The 16,190-nt window shown below is 60.1% G+C and carries 17 protein-coding genes; 4 read left to right on the forward strand and 13 right to left on the reverse strand.

Annotation, left to right across the window (positions count from 1 at the left end; translation table 11 throughout):
* Positions 1–91 precede the first annotated feature (91 nt).
* The 4 genes from yidC to rpmH are packed head-to-tail and all read right to left on the reverse strand — an operon-like array spanning position 92 to position 2,500.
* A complete protein-coding gene (yidC, locus tag K8I04_14640) occupies positions 92–1,735 on the reverse strand; it encodes a membrane protein insertase YidC (protein ID MBZ0072951.1) in 1,644 nt (547 codons plus the stop codon).
* Complete coding sequence (gene yidD, locus K8I04_14645; GenBank protein MBZ0072952.1) at positions 1,728–2,000, reverse strand: membrane protein insertion efficiency factor YidD; 273 nt, start codon at positions 1,998–2,000, stop codon at positions 1,728–1,730. The genes yidC and yidD overlap by 8 nt, the downstream gene beginning before the upstream one ends.
* A complete protein-coding gene (rnpA, locus tag K8I04_14650) occupies positions 1,985–2,353 on the reverse strand; it encodes a ribonuclease P protein component (GenBank protein ID MBZ0072953.1) in 369 nt (122 codons plus the stop codon). The genes yidD and rnpA overlap by 16 nt, the downstream gene beginning before the upstream one ends.
* A gap of 12 nt (positions 2,354–2,365) precedes the next feature.
* Positions 2,366–2,500 (reverse strand): 50S ribosomal protein L34, encoded by a 135-nt coding sequence (rpmH, locus tag K8I04_14655; GenBank protein ID MBZ0072954.1) that lies wholly within the window; start codon positions 2,498–2,500, stop codon positions 2,366–2,368.
* A gap of 194 nt (positions 2,501–2,694) precedes the next feature.
* Here rpmH and dnaA point away from each other — a divergent pair, with 194 nt between their 5' ends.
* The 4 genes from dnaA (at position 2,695) to gyrB (ending at position 9,081) form a co-directional block, all read left to right on the forward strand.
* A complete protein-coding gene (gene dnaA / locus K8I04_14660; GenBank protein ID MBZ0072955.1) occupies positions 2,695–4,047 on the forward strand; it encodes a chromosomal replication initiator protein DnaA in 1,353 nt (450 codons plus the stop codon).
* A 219-nt stretch (positions 4,048–4,266) separates the two neighbouring features.
* Positions 4,267–5,367: a DNA polymerase III subunit beta gene (gene dnaN, locus K8I04_14665; protein MBZ0072956.1), complete on the forward strand. Its 1,101-nt coding sequence runs from the start codon at positions 4,267–4,269 to the stop codon at positions 5,365–5,367.
* A 182-nt stretch (positions 5,368–5,549) separates the two neighbouring features.
* Positions 5,550–6,629: a DNA replication/repair protein RecF gene (gene recF / locus K8I04_14670; GenBank protein ID MBZ0072957.1), complete on the forward strand. Its 1,080-nt coding sequence runs from the start codon at positions 5,550–5,552 to the stop codon at positions 6,627–6,629.
* 31 nt (positions 6,630–6,660) lie between these two features.
* A complete protein-coding gene (gene gyrB / locus K8I04_14675) occupies positions 6,661–9,081 on the forward strand; it encodes a DNA topoisomerase (ATP-hydrolyzing) subunit B (protein ID MBZ0072958.1) in 2,421 nt (806 codons plus the stop codon).
* 551 nt (positions 9,082–9,632) lie between these two features.
* Here the strand turns inward: gyrB and K8I04_14680 are convergent.
* The 9 genes from K8I04_14680 to gmhB form a co-directional block, all read right to left on the reverse strand.
* Complete coding sequence (locus tag K8I04_14680) at positions 9,633–9,878, reverse strand: DUF2442 domain-containing protein (protein MBZ0072959.1); 246 nt, start codon at positions 9,876–9,878, stop codon at positions 9,633–9,635.
* Complete coding sequence (locus K8I04_14685; protein ID MBZ0072960.1) at positions 9,859–10,095, reverse strand: DUF4160 domain-containing protein; 237 nt, start codon at positions 10,093–10,095, stop codon at positions 9,859–9,861. The genes K8I04_14680 and K8I04_14685 overlap by 20 nt, the downstream gene beginning before the upstream one ends.
* Before the next feature lie 852 nt (positions 10,096–10,947).
* Positions 10,948–11,931, reverse strand: a complete 984-nt coding sequence (locus K8I04_14690; GenBank protein ID MBZ0072961.1) for a hypothetical protein — start codon at positions 11,929–11,931, stop codon at positions 10,948–10,950.
* Positions 11,932–11,964: 33 nt separating this feature from the next.
* Positions 11,965–12,417 (reverse strand): GNAT family N-acetyltransferase, encoded by a 453-nt coding sequence (locus K8I04_14695; GenBank protein ID MBZ0072962.1) that lies wholly within the window; start codon positions 12,415–12,417, stop codon positions 11,965–11,967.
* A gap of 74 nt (positions 12,418–12,491) precedes the next feature.
* Positions 12,492–13,085, reverse strand: a complete 594-nt coding sequence (locus K8I04_14700) for a hypothetical protein (protein ID MBZ0072963.1) — start codon at positions 13,083–13,085, stop codon at positions 12,492–12,494.
* 81 nt (positions 13,086–13,166) lie between these two features.
* Positions 13,167–13,766, reverse strand: coding sequence for a hypothetical protein (locus tag K8I04_14705; GenBank protein ID MBZ0072964.1), 600 nt, complete (start codon positions 13,764–13,766; stop codon positions 13,167–13,169).
* Between the two features lie 354 nt (positions 13,767–14,120).
* A complete protein-coding gene (locus K8I04_14710; protein ID MBZ0072965.1) occupies positions 14,121–14,540 on the reverse strand; it encodes an RcnB family protein in 420 nt (139 codons plus the stop codon).
* 85 nt (positions 14,541–14,625) lie between these two features.
* Positions 14,626–15,366: a 1-acyl-sn-glycerol-3-phosphate acyltransferase gene (locus K8I04_14715; protein ID MBZ0072966.1), complete on the reverse strand. Its 741-nt coding sequence runs from the start codon at positions 15,364–15,366 to the stop codon at positions 14,626–14,628.
* Positions 15,363–15,917: a D-glycero-beta-D-manno-heptose 1,7-bisphosphate 7-phosphatase gene (gene gmhB / locus K8I04_14720; protein MBZ0072967.1), complete on the reverse strand. Its 555-nt coding sequence runs from the start codon at positions 15,915–15,917 to the stop codon at positions 15,363–15,365. The genes K8I04_14715 and gmhB overlap by 4 nt, the downstream gene beginning before the upstream one ends.
* Between the last annotated feature and the right edge of the window lie 273 nt (positions 15,918–16,190).

Consider the following 16,190-nt stretch of genomic DNA (forward strand, 5'->3'; position numbering starts at 1 on the left):
ATTGATGATTTACCTTTGCGCGCCTTCGCGTCCTTCGCGGTAAAAATTGGGTTTAGGGTTTTGGGTTTTGGTTTTTGGGGTTCGTGGCGCGTCACTTCCCGCCCCGCTCGACGCGCCGGGTGATGACCCACTGCTGGGCGATCGACAGCACGTTGTTGGTCACCCAGTAGAGCACCAGGCCCGAGGGGAAGAAGGCAAAGAACACCGTGAAGATGAATGGCAGCGCCATCATCACCTTCGCCTGCACCGGATCCACCGGTGCGGGATTGAGCTTCTGCTGCAGGAACATGGTCACGCCCATGATCAGCGGCAGCACGAAATACGGGTCCTTCGCCGACAGGTCGGTGAGCCACAGGATGAACGGCGCCTGGCGCATCTCGACGCTTTCCAGCAGCACCCAGTAGAGCGCGATGAACACCGGGATCTGGATGACGATGGGCAGGCAGCCGCCGAGCGGATTGATCTTCTCGGTGCGGTACATGTCCATCATCGCCTGATTGAGCTTCTGGCGGTCGTCGCCGTAGCGCTCCTTCAGCGCCTGCAGCCGCGGTGCGAGCTTGCGCATATGTGCCATGGAGCGGTAGCTGGTCTCGGACAGCTTGTAGAAGGCCAGCTTGATCAGCACCGTGAGGAGGATGATCGACCAGCCCCAGTTGCCGACCAGGGCATGGATCTTCTCGAGCAACCAGAAGATCGGCTTGGCGATGACGGTGAGCAGGCCGTAGTCGACGGTCAGCTCCAGGCCGGGGGCGACCTCGGCGAGCCGATCCTGCAGTTTCGGGCCGACGAATACGCGGGTGCTGAACACCTGGCTGGCGCCGTCCGCCACGGTCCGGGTCGGACCGACCAGGCCGAGCACATAGCGCTTACCGTCGAGCACGCGGCTGTAATAGTGATCCGTCTCGTCCGCCTCCGGGATCAGGGCGGCGAGGAAATGGTGCTGAATCATGGCCGCCCAGCCGCCCTTGATGTCACGGGCCAGGGGCGAGTCCGCCATCTTGTCGAACTTCACCTTTTCGTATTTTTCCTCCGGGCTGTAGATCACACCGCCCAGATAGGTGTAGATGAAACGGTTACCGCCGGTGGCAGTCGGTTCGGCGCGCTGCAACTGGCGGTACGGGCGCCCGCTCCAATCGCTGCCGGAGTGGTTCGTGACCTCCTGCTCGAGCGTAAGCACGTACGCATCGCGCTCGACGCGGTAGCGCTTGGTGACGGTGACGCCCTCGGGACTGGTCCAGGTGAGCGGGATCTCCAGGGCCGTCTGTCCCGGCTGCAGCCGGTATTCGGTCTGCGGCGCGCTGAATACGACGTGATGCGTGGGCTCGGTGCCGGTGGTGCTGCGCAAGCCCGACTGGATGATGAAGAAGTCCGAGGCGGCATCGTTGAGCAGCCGTACCGGGACGTCCGGCCGGGTCGATTCCTGCGGATAGGCGAGCAGATCGGCACGCACCAGATCGCCGCCGCGGGTATCGATGTCGAGATCCAGGACGTCGGTGACGACACGCACGCGCGCGGTGCGCGCTGCGGTCTCGGCGAGGGGTTCCGCCACGGCGGTCTCCGGCGCAGGCGTGGCGGCCGGCAAGTCGGCGGGCGGCGCGGCGGCCGCGGGTGCGGTGGTCTGTTCAGTGGTGGCGACCGCCGGCGGGGGGGCGTTGTAGTCGCGCTGCCACGCCTCCCATAACATCAGGGCCACGAACGACAGGGCGACGAACAGAAAGAGACGCTGGTTATCCATGATGATGTGGGTTGCCGGGGTGGCTGCAAGGGGTTGGAGGCGGTACGACCGATCTCTCGGGCACCGGGTCGATGCCGCCGGGATGCCAGGGGTGGCAGCGGCCGATACGGCGCACTGCCAGCCACAGGCCGTGCCCGGCACCGAAGCGTTCGATGGCGGTCAGGGCATAGCTGGAACAGCTCGGGTAGAAACGGCAATGCTGTCCCACCCACGGGCTGAGGAGGAAACGGTAGCTGCGGATCAACAGGGTCAGGACGGTACGCATGGGCGTCGCCTCAGTCGGGTCCAGTGTTGTTCCAGTTCGGCACGCAGGTCGCGGTTGGATGCGGCGGCGGCGGCCGGGCGCGCCTGGATGACGATGTCCCAGCCACCGAGTTCGGACCGGTGACGCCGGAAACTCTCTCGGATGGTGCGCTTGAGCCGGTTGCGGGTCACCGCGTGCGGTGCGATCTTACGGGAGATCGCCAGTCCGAGGCGCGCGCTGTCGGTATCGTTCGGGTAGACCAGTACCGTCAGACAACGGCTGGTGGCGCGCGTCGCGCCGGCGAACAGCCGCCGATACTCGGCGGGCCGGGTCAGGCGCGCAGTGCGCGGAAAGCTGGCCGGACCCCGCGCCAAGACGAGGAAAAACTAGACGGCCAGGCGTGCACGACCCTTGGCGCGGCGCGCCTTGAGGACCCGGCGGCCACCCTTGGTGCTCATGCGCGCGCGGAAGCCATGGGTACGCTTGCGCTTGAGGTTGCTGGGCTGAAAGGTTCTTTTCATGACCGTTTAACTCTTCGTCGGATAGACCCGTTGCACCCGAAAACCGGGCGGCGGAAAACGCGCAATGGTACTGGTTGGGCGTCGCGGGTGTCAATCGTCCCGACGGTGGTGGGATGTGGATAACCCCGGGCATCGGGTATAGACTGCGGCCTTCCTTTCCCCGCCATTAAAGACCGTTCTGGAGGTTGCGAGCGTTGGATGCGCCGTTGTGGACGAAATGCCTGGACCGCCTGGAAAGTGAGCTGCCTGAACAGCAGTTCAACACCTGGATCCGGCCCTTGCATGCGGTGGCGGAGGACAACCGATTGCGACTGCTCGCCCCGAACCGGTTCGTGCTCGACTGGGTGCGCGAGCACTTCATCGAGCAGATCCGCCAGGCGGTAGTCGATTTTGCGGTGGCGCCCGCGCCCCAGATCGCCCTCGAGGTCGGCACCCGTCGCAGCACGCAGACGGCCCCGAAGGCCGCGAGCGGGCCGACGCGTTTCGTCCGCGAGCGTGACCAGCCCGCCGCGGGGCGCGTGGTGCCGAACCACACCCTGAATCCGGATTTCACCTTCGAGAATTTCGTCGAGGGAAAATCCAACCAGCTGGCGCGCGCCGCCTCGACGCAGATCGGGGAGAACCCCGGCGAGGCCTACAATCCGCTGTTTATTTACGGCGGCGTCGGTCTGGGCAAAACGCACCTGATGCACGCGGTCGGCAATCTCATCCTGGCCGGCAAGCCGGATGCGCGGGTGGTCTATCTGCACTCCGAGCGCTTCGTCGGCGACATGGTCAAGGCGCTGCAACACAACGCCATCAACGAATTCAAGCGCTACTACCGCTCGGTGGACGCGCTGCTCATCGACGATATCCAGTTCTTTGCCGGCAAGGAGCGTTCGCAGGAGGAATTCTTCCACACCTTCAACGCGCTGCTCGAGGGACAACAACAGATCGTGCTGACCTGCGACCGCTATCCCAAGGAGGTCGACGGGCTGGAGGAACGCCTCAAGTCGCGCTTCGGCTGGGGGCTCACCGTGGCCATCGAGCCGCCGGAGCTGGAGACGCGCGTGGCGATTCTGATGTCCAAGGCCGTGCAGACCCAGGTCGAGCTGCCCAATGAGGTGGCCTTCTTCATTGCGAAGCGCTTACAGTCTAATATCCGCGAACTGGAAGGTGCGTTGCGCCGCGTGGCGGCGAGCTCACGCTTCACCGGCCGGCCGATTACACTGGAGTTCGCCAAGGAGGCGTTGCGCGACCTGCTCGCCCTGCAGGACAAACTGGTCTCCATCGAGAATATCCAGAAGACGGTGGCGGACTATTACAAACTCCGCATCGCGGACCTGTTGTCGGCACGGCGCAGCCGCTCGATCGCCCGCCCCCGCCAGGTCGCCATGGCGCTGGCGAAGGAGCTGACCAGCCACAGCCTGCCGGAAATCGGCAACGCCTTCGGTGGTCGCGACCACACGACGGTGCTGCATGCGTGCCGCAAAGTGGCGGAGTTGCGGGAGAGCGACGGGCGCATCAAAGAGGATTATTACAACCTGTTGAGAACCCTGAGCACATGATGTGGATAAGCTGGGGAGCAAACGCACAGCGCCGGATCGGGCTGATTTATCCACAGGCTACGCACAGGCAGAGGGTATTCTGCCCATAGGGTTGTCGCTGTTATAACTTATTGAAATATATTAGATAAAACGGGTTATCCACGACTCTTGCCGGGACTAATAACAAGTTCAATCAAGAGTTATTCAAGAAATAATTAAAGACCAGGATCGAGATAGCGCATGAAATTCAAGATTCAGCGGGAAGCCTTTCTCAAGCCCCTTCAGCAGATCATCGGCGTGGTGGAACGACGCCAGACCTTGCCGGTTCTGGGCAATATCCTGGTCCAGGCCGATGGTCAGGGCCTGACGCTGACGGCAACCGACCTGGAGGTGGAGTTGGTGGCCCGGGTGGCCCTGGAGACCGAAGGTGGCGGCGATACCACACTGCCCGCGCGCAAGCTGCTGGACATCTGCCGGACCCTGCCGGATGGTGCCTGGCTGGAGGTGCAGGTCGACCAGTCACGCGCGACGGTCCGCAGTGGTAGAAGCCGCTTCACCCTGGCCACCCTTCCGGCGGCGGACTTCCCGGTGATCGACGAGCTGAAGGGCGTACAGGTCTTCCAACTGGGCCAGAAGGATCTGAAGGAGCTGATCGATCGGACCCATTTCTCCATGGCCCAGCAGGACGTGCGCTATTACCTGAACGGCCTGATGCTGGAGCTGGATCGCACCGCCATCCGTAGCGTGGCGACGGATGGACACCGGCTGGCCATGTGCGAGGTGGCGACCCAGACGAACATTGCCGAGACCCAGCAGGTCATCGTCCCGCGCAAGGGCGTGCAGGAACTGTTGCGGCTGCTGGAGGGCGGAGACAGCGCGGTGGAGATCCAGTTGGGCAGCAATCACATCCGGGTGATGACGCCCGAGATCCGCTTCACCTCCAAGCTCATCGATGGCCGTTTTCCGGACTACAAGCGGGTCATGCCCCAAGGCGGCGACAAGCAGATCCAGGCCGATCGCGGGTTGCTGCGCCAGGCACTGACGCGCACCTCCATCCTGTCGAATGAGAAATACCGGGGGATTCGCCTCTCGCTGGACGAAAATGTGCTGCGTATCCAAGCACATAATCCGGAACAGGAGGAGGCGGAGGAAGAACTCGAGGTGCAGTACGCCGCCGAGCCCCTGGAAATCGGCTTCAACGTCACCTACCTGTTGGATGCCCTGGGCGCGCTGCCGGGCGATGATGTGCGCATCTTGCTGTCCGACGCCAACAGCAGCTGTCTGATCGAGGACGGCGCTGCCGGCCACTGCAAGTACGTGGTCATGCCCATGCGGCTCTAGGAGCCCGCCGGACTTGGCTCTGATCTACTGCGCCGGTGGAATAGCGGCCCATTGTTCCGATCCTGCTCGTCATATCGCTACGGCTAGTCTCCCCGAAGGATCGAAAAAATGACCCCACTCTCCCGCCCGGCTCGCTACGATCGCCCACGTCCGGCAGGCTCCTAGAGAGTCCGGGCGCCCACATGGCGTTACTCACCGTCGCCGTCCGCGATTTCCGCAACATCGCATCGGCAGATCTGGCATTTTCCCCCCAGCTCAACCTCATTACCGGCGCCAACGGGGCCGGCAAGACCAGCCTGCTGGAGGCGCTCTACTTTTTAGGGCGTGGGCAGTCCTTTCGTGCCAATCAACCCGCGACTCTGATCCGTGAAGGGGCCGAGACCCTGCTGGTGCGGGGCACGGTCAGCGATACCCAGGGCGGTACGGTCGCCGTCGGCCTGCAACGCGATCGGCGCGGTTTGCGGGTACGCATGGGCGGACAGCCACTGCGGCAGCTTACCCAGCTGGTAGCGCTGTGCCCGTTTCAGATCCTCAGCCCGGATAGCCATCTGCTGCTGGAGGGCGGGCCGCGGCATCGCCGGCGCTTTCTGGATTGGGGTGTGTTTCACGTGGAACCCGGTTTCTATCCGGCATGGCAACGCTACACGCGCGCCCTCCGGCAGCGCAATGCGGCATTGCGGGCGCGGTTAGCCGCGACCGAGGTACGTTTGTGGGATACCGAGCTGGTGCAGGCGGCGGAGACCATGGACCGGCAGCGGCGCACCTATTTGGACGCCTTATTGCCGGTTCTGGATAGTTACATCCGTACGCTGGTCGATCTGCCCGGGCTGAGCTGGGACTACCGCCCCGGCTGGTCACGCAAGCAGGCCTTTGCCGAGGCGCTCGCGGAGGGTCTCGAGGCGGATCGGCGCCAAGGCTTTACGCGGCTGGGTCCCCACCGGGCCGATCTGGTCCTGACGGTGGACGGCGTCGCCGCTCAGGAACGGGTCTCGCGGGGACAGCAGAAACAGCTGGTCGCAGCGCTGATGCTGGCCCAGGCCGAGGTGTATCGGCTGTGCCGGGGGCGGTCGAGTATTTTCCTGGTGGATGACCTCGCCTCGGAACTGGATGCCGAACACCGGCAACGGGTGCTGGCGGCGCTCCGCGCACTCGAGGTCCAGGTGTTCATCACCGCCATCGAAGGGACGGCGTTGGAGGCGTCCGATTGGGCTGTCCGGCGGTGGTTCCACGTGGAACACGGCCAAATCCAGGAGGTGGTATAATGGGCGGCGCCTTTGCGCTGGGGGTTATTCGATGAGTGACAAGCCGACGTACGATTCATCCAACATCAAGGTGTTGCGCGGCCTGGACGCCGTCCGTAAGCGCCCCGGCATGTACATCGGTGATACCGACGACGGCACCGGGCTGCACCACATGGTCTTCGAGGTGGTGGACAATGCCATCGACGAGGCGCTGGCGGGTCATTGCCAGACCGTTACCGTCACCATCCACGGTGACGAGTCGATCACCGTGACCGACGACGGCCGTGGTATCCCCGTCGATATCCACCCAGAGGAACAGCGCTCCGCCGCCGAGGTGATCCTTACCGTGCTGCATGCAGGCGGTAAGTTTGATGACAACTCCTATAAGGTATCGGGAGGCTTGCACGGTGTGGGTGTATCCGTGGTCAATGCCCTGTCGGAGCAGTTGAAACTGACCATCCGCCGCGATGGTCAGGTCTGGCAACAGGAATACCGCATGGGCGAGCCACTCGCCCCGCTTACCCCGGTCGGCGTCAGCGATGCCACGGGCACCGAGATCCGCTTCAAGCCGAGCTCGACGATCTTTACCAACATCGAATTCCATTACGACCTGCTGGCCAAACGCCTGCGCGAGTTGTCTTTCCTGAATTCCGGCGTGCGTATCCTTCTGAAGGACGAGCGTAACGATAAATCCGATCTATTCGAATATCAGGGTGGTATCCGCGCCTTTGTCGAGCACCTGAACCGCAACAAGACCCCGTTGCACCCGACGGTCTGTTATTTCGACACAAAACGCGATGATATGGGTGTCGAGGTGGCGTTCCAGTGGAATGATTCCTATCAGGAAAATATCTTCTGTTTCACCAATAACATTCCCCAGCGCGACGGCGGCACCCACCTGGCCGGCTTCCGCGCCGCGCTGACACGGACCCTCAACCAGTACATGGAAAAAGAGGGCATCACCAAGAAGGCGAAGGTCGTGCCTACGGGCGATGATGCCCGCGAGGGCCTGATGGCGGTGCTGTCGGTCAAGGTCCCCGACCCCAAGTTTTCGTCTCAGACCAAGGACAAGCTGGTCTCCTCTGAAGTGAAGGCCGTGGTGGAATCGGTCGTGTCCGAGAAGCTGCAGGATTACTTGCTGGAACACCCGAACGAGGCCAAGGCCATCACCGGCAAGATCGTCGAGGCCTCCCGGGCCCGGGAGGCCGCCCGTAAGGCGCGCGAGATGACCCGCCGCAAGGGGGCCCTGGATATCGCCGGCCTGCCCGGAAAACTGGCCGATTGCCAGGAGCGTGACCCGGCGCTGTCTGAGCTGTTCCTGGTCGAGGGCGACTCCGCCGGCGGCTCGGCCAAGCAGGGCCGGGATCGCCGCACCCAGGCCATCCTGCCGCTCAAGGGTAAGATCTTGAACGTGGAAAAAGCCAGATTCGACAAGATGTTGTCGTCGGTGGAGGTGGGTACGCTGATCACCGCCCTGGGTTGCGGTATCGGTCGTGAGGAATTCAACCCCGATAAGCTGCGGTACCACCGCATCATCATCATGACCGACGCAGACGTCGACGGCTCGCACATCCGCACCCTGCTGTTGACCTTCTTCTATCGCCAGATGCCCGCACTGATCGAGCGCGGACACATCTACATCGCCCAGCCGCCGCTCTATAAAGTGAAAAAAGGTAAGCAAGAACAATACGTTAAGGATGATGCGGCGCTGACAGACTACCTTCTGAGCGTCGCCCTCGATGACGCCCGGCTGCACGTCGATCCCACCGCGCCGCCCATCACCGGCACGGCGCTCGAGGCCCTGGCCGACCGCTATACAGCCGTCATGACGTCCATCCGCCGGCTGGCGCGCCGGTACGACCCGCTGCTGCTGGAGAAGATGATCTACATGCCGCCGCTGGACGCGTCCGCCCTGCGCGACGCGGCGCGCATCGCCGACTGGTTTACCGAACTGGAGCAGCGCGCCAACGCCGTCCTGCCGCCGGGGCAGAAGTTCGAGATCCTGGTGGGGCTGCAGTCCGAGCAGGAGGGTTTCAGCGCCAGTCTGATCAAGCGCACCCACGGCATCATCGCCCAGGAACAGCGGCTGTCCAGTGACTTCTTCGCGACCGCTGAGTACCAGCGCATGGCCGAACTCGGTGAGCAGCTGGAAGGCCTGATCGGCCCGGGCGCCTACATCATGCGCGGTGAGCGCAAGCAGGAGGTGTCCAGCTTCAAGCAGGTCATGGAGTGGCTGCTCGACCAGGCGCGCCGCGGTCAGCACATCCAGCGCTATAAGGGGCTGGGCGAGATGAACCCCGAGCAGCTCTGGGAGACCACGATGAACCCGGAGACCCGCCGCCTGCTGCAGGTGCAGATCGAGGACGCTGTCGCCGCGGACCAGATCTTCACCACCCTGATGGGGGACCAAGTCGAACCACGCCGCGACTTCATCGAGACCAATGCACTGGCGGTCGCGAATCTGGACATCTGAGGCCGGTGTCCGCGGTCATTTAAAATGCGGTTGTGCCACTCACACGAGTGACCGCAGAGCGGGTGGCCATTGCGAAGTTATTCAACTTCCGCTTCCGATCGAAAGCGGACCTGGAGCGAAATCCGGTACTGGAATTTAATACTAGCCGAGAACAGCCAGAAGCAGCCATTACTCAGGAGTCAGGATTTATCGCTACCATCGTGCGATGTCATGCCCGCAAAAGCGGGATGACGAGTTGCACGCTATGCAGCCAATACTACTGGCCACTGTGTAAGATCTCGGGGTGGTGCCGCTTTCGTAGGAGTGCCATTCTTGGCGCGATGACTCGGGTTCGCCGTGCGTATGAATCGCGGCAGGAATGCCGCTCCTACAGGGTGGGCGTCTGATTTGCCATACGCATTTTTCCGTATTGTTCCGTGGATTCCGTGGCCAAAGGGGGTTTTTCTCCTCTTACACAATGTGTAGCCAATAATACTGACCACTGTGTAACGTCACCCATGAGCCGCGCTGATTTCTAGCGTCGGCTCGATGGGTTTGTTATGCGATGAATGCTAGTGATTCCCACGAAGCAACCCGGAAACACTCAGATCTTCGTCAAGTTCCGGCCAATGGATTCCCTCGCCATCGCCCAATAGCTCGTAGTTCTCTAATTGCGTTTTTGTAGCTCCCACTAAGCGCGGAAACCATACCAATGGGACTGTAACCTTCCGCCCATCTACTAATGACACAATTAGATCGTCATCCGTAAACTCGACATTCTGGGCCAGGGGATGTGTTTCAATTGCTAATGTGCTCATTCCACGCCTCCAAGAATATTTCCCTGTTTTCATCAACATGCTTTTGGATCGTTCGCAATTCATGAGAAGCAAACCGTTTAGAACCTGCCAAAGCAACAGGATTTAGCCAAAATTTAGCAAGAAACCGTTCCCGCTGCACATGAATATGGGACGGCTCCCCTCTTTCGTTGCTATAGAAAAAGAACCGGTAGGGCCCAATCTTGAGTATTGTTGGCATCTTACGTAGTCACCTCTTCATCCCTGATCGCATAACGTTTGAAGTAAGCAGCTTGCCGTAGGCAAGTCCGCTTGACCGAATGGTTAGGGGGCAGCGTCACAGTGCACCCTCGATCCACCAAGACGCGGGAACTGAACGAGGAATCTCTGAAGCAAGGATATCAATGCTCATTGCGAGATCAATGGCCATCTGTCTTAGCCACTCGATGTGAAAGTGAATGAGCCTTTCAGTCTTCGGTGTTTCGGGCTTGAGTAGACGATTGACGTAGCTCACCGCTTGGCCGATATACTGCGTCATTGCCCAAGAGTCAGCTCTACTGCCAGGCCGGTACTCATGTGCATACGAAGACCGTATTTCCTCGTACAGAAGGCATGCATACGAGTGACCACGAATGGTCTTGAGGTCGAGCGACGGACAAAGTGTTAGTACGTCTGACTCTGCCCTATCTACCTCGGGGCCTGCAACTATTCGCGTTGAACTGAACGAGAGTAGCGCCTTCGTGAGCACAGCTGAGTTGGCGTGGTCACCGATGGCACTCAGGTGCTGAATGAGAAGAGGTACGCTGATGCTGGTTCGCACAGCTGTCGAAGAGCCAATACGAACAAGAAGCTCAACAAAGCGCCTTCGGTCGATCCCACGGCCGGGCCAGACCTCCGCTGAGAGAGCGCTCAGTGCGGCGCACACGAGAATTGTCGACTCGCTGTAAGTGCCACCAGCCTCTCCCGCGATAGAGCCAAGGCAATTTTGCATTTCCTGCCGACCCAGTCTGCGCGCCAACTGTTCGATGCCATCGCTTCTGCACCTTAACGTCTGAATTGTGCAGCGCCGACAGGCGTCCGCACCAATGAATAGTTAGGTGCCATTGTCGACTCCAAGTTGTGCGGCAAGTTGTTGATGCGATGCGATGAGTTGTCTTACGCAAACTTCTGAGACATACATGATCTCGGTGTGCTTCGCGATGGTCTCTGGGGAGCTCAAATCCAGAATGGAGCCGTCCTTAGTAATAAAGTGCGCTATTGCGTTGCGAAACTGCGGAGTCATGACTTTATCAAAAAAGGTCTTTATCGGAGTACCAATGTGCGTGCGATAAGGGCCGGCAATTTCCGGATCATCGGGAACTAGGTCTCGGTATCGCTGCAGTTCTATCTTCAACTTACGGGCTCGGTGATTGAGCGCCGTACGGAGTGTTCCCAGCAGTCCATCCATAATTTTGTGGTAGCAAAGGAACTTGTAGAAGTCGCTGTGTGAATTCTTCGCCTCTCGGTACATGGCGTATACGGGCGCTAGTTCCTTTGATACCTCAATGAGATGCTCGCTGATAGTAGATGCTCGATATGGAGAAACATAGTCGATCGACTGAACTTGGTTATTGAGGTCGTCGACTCGAATGGATTGAATAAAAATGGGGCAGTTGGCGACGTAAGCTTCGTAGTCAAGGAATGGGAGCGCAAACTCTAGAAACTTGCTTTTCGCATCTTGCAAGCTGGTTGCTGTGCACTCGAACTCTACCAGCGACTTTTCCCCTCTTGAGTTCTTTTTGAACTCCATCATTCCGCCGTTCAGTCGGACGCGGCCAGCAACGACCGTCGGAGGCAGGTAAAGGTACGACGCACCATCTTCAGGGCCGAAGTCCCCTTTGATGCTATCTGCGACAAGCACGGTCTTACCTAGCCTTGCGAAAACTTTGAATGGCCGCGGCACCTTGTCGTGAAGTCGATCCGCATCGCGACGCGCTTCGTGTTCCATGATCGCGACAACCACTAGCTCGCCGCGGGTGCCGGCAGGCCCAAGCTTTTCGACCGGAATCTGATTGCTTGGAGTTGAGGTGGTGTTCATGGCATCTAACGACTAAGCTCAGGGGCGCGCCGCTTACGGCGCGTCCCGTTGGAGCGCCTTGTTGGGTGCAATGTTTTCGACGAAGTGGAAGCTTGCCATTGACATGCCTTCACGCTCATAGAAACGATGTGCATCTTTTCTTTGAATGCCTGAATCGAGGTGCATTTGTACGCAACCTTCCTTGACCGCAAATTCTCTAAGCCAAGAAAGCAGGCTGGCACCGAAGCCTTTTGAGCGGTGAGAGGGCAACGTTACAAGATCGTCAACGTACAGGAAGCGACCCCATGCTAGGTTTTCTCCTACCCGGAATCCTGCAACAGCTACCACAGCACTCGATTGTTCGACAAAGGCAAGCCGATAGCCGGTTTTTTCTTGGCTTCGAACTCTGAACAGGAATTGATCTTCTGTGATGTGGGGCCGAAGCACTCGCATGACGGGATAACATGCGGCGATCTCAGAAGCAGTTGTGGCAATGCGAATGTTCATGGCTGTTCTATTTTGACGCCCAACGCTAGAGTTAAGCGGTGCGCAGCTTTTCGCGCGTCCGCTTGGACGATGTGTTAGACAGCAACACCAAGAACGTACTTGCGAAATATCGCATTTTGCCTCTCGATAGCAGCTGTGTCACAGGGGAAACCCGTCAGCAACTGCTCAACGAGCTCTGCTGGTTCGCCAGTGGTCGAAAACCCTATACCTTCCCATGCCCTCATGCTGGCAGGAGCCATCTCTTGAACTTGGCTCTCAAGAGCGGTGAGGTAAAAAAAGTAATTGCTCGTGTTGTTCGATGGCGGGACAACAACAAATGTGGCACCGCAGAATTTGCGTATAAACGCATTGCGTAACTTCTTGGAAGCAGCGGCATCCGCTGCGGACTGCGCGCATGCAGCAGCAGCCGGGTGAAGCCTTTTGCAATAGCGCCACATGCGACCAACGCAATAAGCCTGCGTAAACTTGTGGCTCCTACCTTCGCTGCCGGTGGCATGCTTGCTGAAAATTCTTGTACGGAACCCTTCGGTAGCTTTTGGTGTGCAACCAATATATCGAATTTGGCCAGAGTGATCCCATAGTGCGTACAACCCGAACTGCTCAGGCAAATCGGCCAGCGCTACTGGGGCCGACCCAGTAAGTTGATTGAAGATATGACGACTATCCAAGAACTTTCCTTTGCTGTCTAACGACCAAGCTCAGCCGACGCGAAACCGCGCAGCGGTTGCGCGGTCGGATGGAGCGCCGTGTTAGCTTGCATTTTTTGCTGCTCTCCCAAATGTTTCGCCAATTAGTTCGAAACCTGTCCACAGTAACAGTCCGGCGCCCGCCCCTACATACCAGGGCGATAAGCTAAATGCGCCGACAGCAGTAAAGAGTGTGGGGAGAATCGGCATCTTGAGAACGCCAGATGCGAGGTTAAGAAAAAACGTAAGCCCAGACAAACCTACACCAACCCAAAACAACCATTGATACTCAGAAAACCATCCAATACCGCCACACAAAGGCCCCGCAAGCGTTAAAAGGAATGCTGGATTTAAAAGAGGTGGCGCATACATTCCGGCCAAATGGTCTCTGACTATGGCAGGTCTTCTTGCCGTCGCACTCATAGCTTTGAACCAGCCAAAAAGCATCGCTGCTTCGGATGCAATTTCCGAGGAAAATGTGGACGGATTTGCCTCGCCTTTTAGCAGAACAAGAATCTGATTCTGTTGTTCAGCCGCCCACTTCTTTTCGAGGTGCTCTACAAGCTGATGAGCGTCGCGAAGAACCAAGGCGCGGCCTTCGTCAGTTGCGGCATCCTTTAAGATGTCGTCGATAGCAGCCAAAATGTAGTCACGTAGTTCCATAGTTCATGTGCAAGCTAACCACTATTGGAAAGCCTAAAAGCTCCGTTGTAAACGGAGTAATTGGGCCCCATAATCTTTTTTGGTATAGGAGGATCAATACCTTACCCACCCGCAACGGAGCCTAAAACAAAAAGACAACGGAACTCAATTCTTTATATATATCCGGTCGTAGCTAGGTCATGTCATCGAAATAATCTACATTGTTCGGCCGCGCATGAACGCCTGCTTAGGGTCGGCTGCGAACATGATCAAACTCGATTAATTTCTCAGCAGCGCAGTCTGCCTATCGCCGGCAGGCGCCCTGGTCGCCCCGTCGATTTTCACTCGGAAGGTGGCATGGCCTTTCCCCGTCTTCTACCGCCCGATATCGGTGATCACGTCCAGGATCACCCGGGTACGGTCGTCGACGAGTACGATGTCGGTGCCGATGCGCAGCCGCGAATAGCCTCTGGGCAGCGGGCTCAGTCGCATCTCGAGTTCGCGGTCCAGGCGCCGTGTCTCCAGGCCGGGCGGCAGGGTGCCTTTGCGGTGCAGTTGCTTGCGCAGGCCCGGTGGCAGCGTCTCGCGTTTGGCCAGGCCGGGTGGCAGGTTTCTGCGGTACCAGCGGTGGATCTCGTTGCGGTCGCGGTCATTGAACACCAGCGTCACGCGGCCGTGCTCGTCGCGGACAGTGACTGCGCCGCGCGTCGATGTCCCGCTGCCCGCACAGCCACCCAGCACCAGTGCGCCGGCCGTCAGCAGGCCGCCGATCATGAACCGTCTGCGTGTCAGCATATTTCCCCCTTGGTGGGCGCCTCGTGTGTGAATCGGATATGACCCAAGCCTGAGCGGCCGCCGCTGAATGGGGCCTGAACCGCGCTCACTCCGCAGGCCGCGGCGCCGAGATCCGCGCCATGGTGTCTTCGATCCACTCCTCCGCCTGCCTGAGGATCTCTGCCGCCGAACGCCCCTGGCTTTGGATCGGCGGACCGATTACCACCTGGATCTCGCCCGGGCGCATCCGAAAGCCGCGCGCGGGCCAGTATTCTCCGGCGTTGTGTGCGACCGGCACGATGGCATGTCCGGTCCGCTCCGCCAGCACGGCGCCGCCGATGCGGTAGCGCCCCCGCGTCCCGGGCGCGACGCGCGTACCTTCCGGAAACACCACCACCCAGCGGCCGCTCTCCAGGCGTTGCCGGCCCTGGGTCACCAGCTGATCGACGGCCTTGCGCCCGGCCTTGCGGTCGATCCCGATGGCGCCGACCATCGCCAGGCCCCAGCCGAAGAACGGGATCCTGAGCAGTTCGCGCTTCAGCACCCACACCTGCGGCGGAAAGATCTCCTGCAGGGCGAGCGTCTCCCAGGTCGATTGATGCTTGCTGAAGATGATCGCCGTGTCCTTGGGAATGTTCTCGCGACCGCTGACACGGTATGTTAATCCGCAGCTGTACTTCAGCCACCACAGATTCAGCCGCGCCCAGCGTGTGGCCACCGCATAGCGCACGTGGACGGGAAACGGAAAGCACAGCACGGTGGCCATGGCGAAGATCGGGATGGTGGTGAAGAACACGGCACCGAACAGTCCCGAGCGGACGACCTGCAGGGTGGACGAGGCGCTCATGCCCCGGCCTGCTCGGCGAGCAGGGCATCGACCCCCGCGGCGAGGTCGGCGAACACCGGGGTAGTGCCGAACCCCTCGGCCTGTAGGCACTGTTGCGTCTGCGCGCCCTTGCCGGTGAGCACCAGGATCGGCTGCGCACCTACGCTGCGGGCGGCCTGCAGATCGCGCAGCGAGTCGCCGATCGCGGGCACGTCTCGCAAGGAGACGTTCAGGCGCCGCGCGATGTCCTGCAGCAACCCGGCCTTGGGCTTGCGGCAGTCGCAGTCCTCATCAGGCCCGTGCGGACAGAAGAACACCGCATCGATCACGCCGCCGACGTCCGCGAGCGCGCGGTGCATCTTCTCGTGGATACGGCTGAGCATATCGGCGTCGAACAGGCCGCGTGCGAGCCCGGACTGATTGGTCGCCACCACGACCCGGTAATCGGCGCGGTTCAGCCGTGCGATCGCCTCCAGGCTGCCGGGAATGGGAATCCATTCGTCGGGTGATTTGATGTAGGCGTCGGAGTCTTCGTTGATGACGCCGTCGCGGTCGAGGATCACGAGTCGCATATGTTGAACGTCCGGGGAGCCTGTCGGACTTGAGACTGATCTACTGCGCCGGCAGGAGAGTAGCCCATTTTTTCGATCCTTTTATTCCGGGCATCCTGCCCTCCACCCTGCGGGCCGGCCTGGTGGCCGTTCCCCTTCGCTCCCGGCGAAGGGGTCGTCGAATAGCTACGGCTATTCTCCTCAAACGATCGAGAAAATGACCTTGCTCTCCCACCTTGCTCGCTACGATCGCTCAAGTCCGACAGGCTCCTAGCCACGGGAAACACGGGCAGG

The sequence above is a fragment of the Gammaproteobacteria bacterium genome, assembly GCA_019911805.1.
Lineage (GTDB): Bacteria > Pseudomonadota > Gammaproteobacteria > Thiohalobacterales > Thiohalobacteraceae > JAHJQQ01.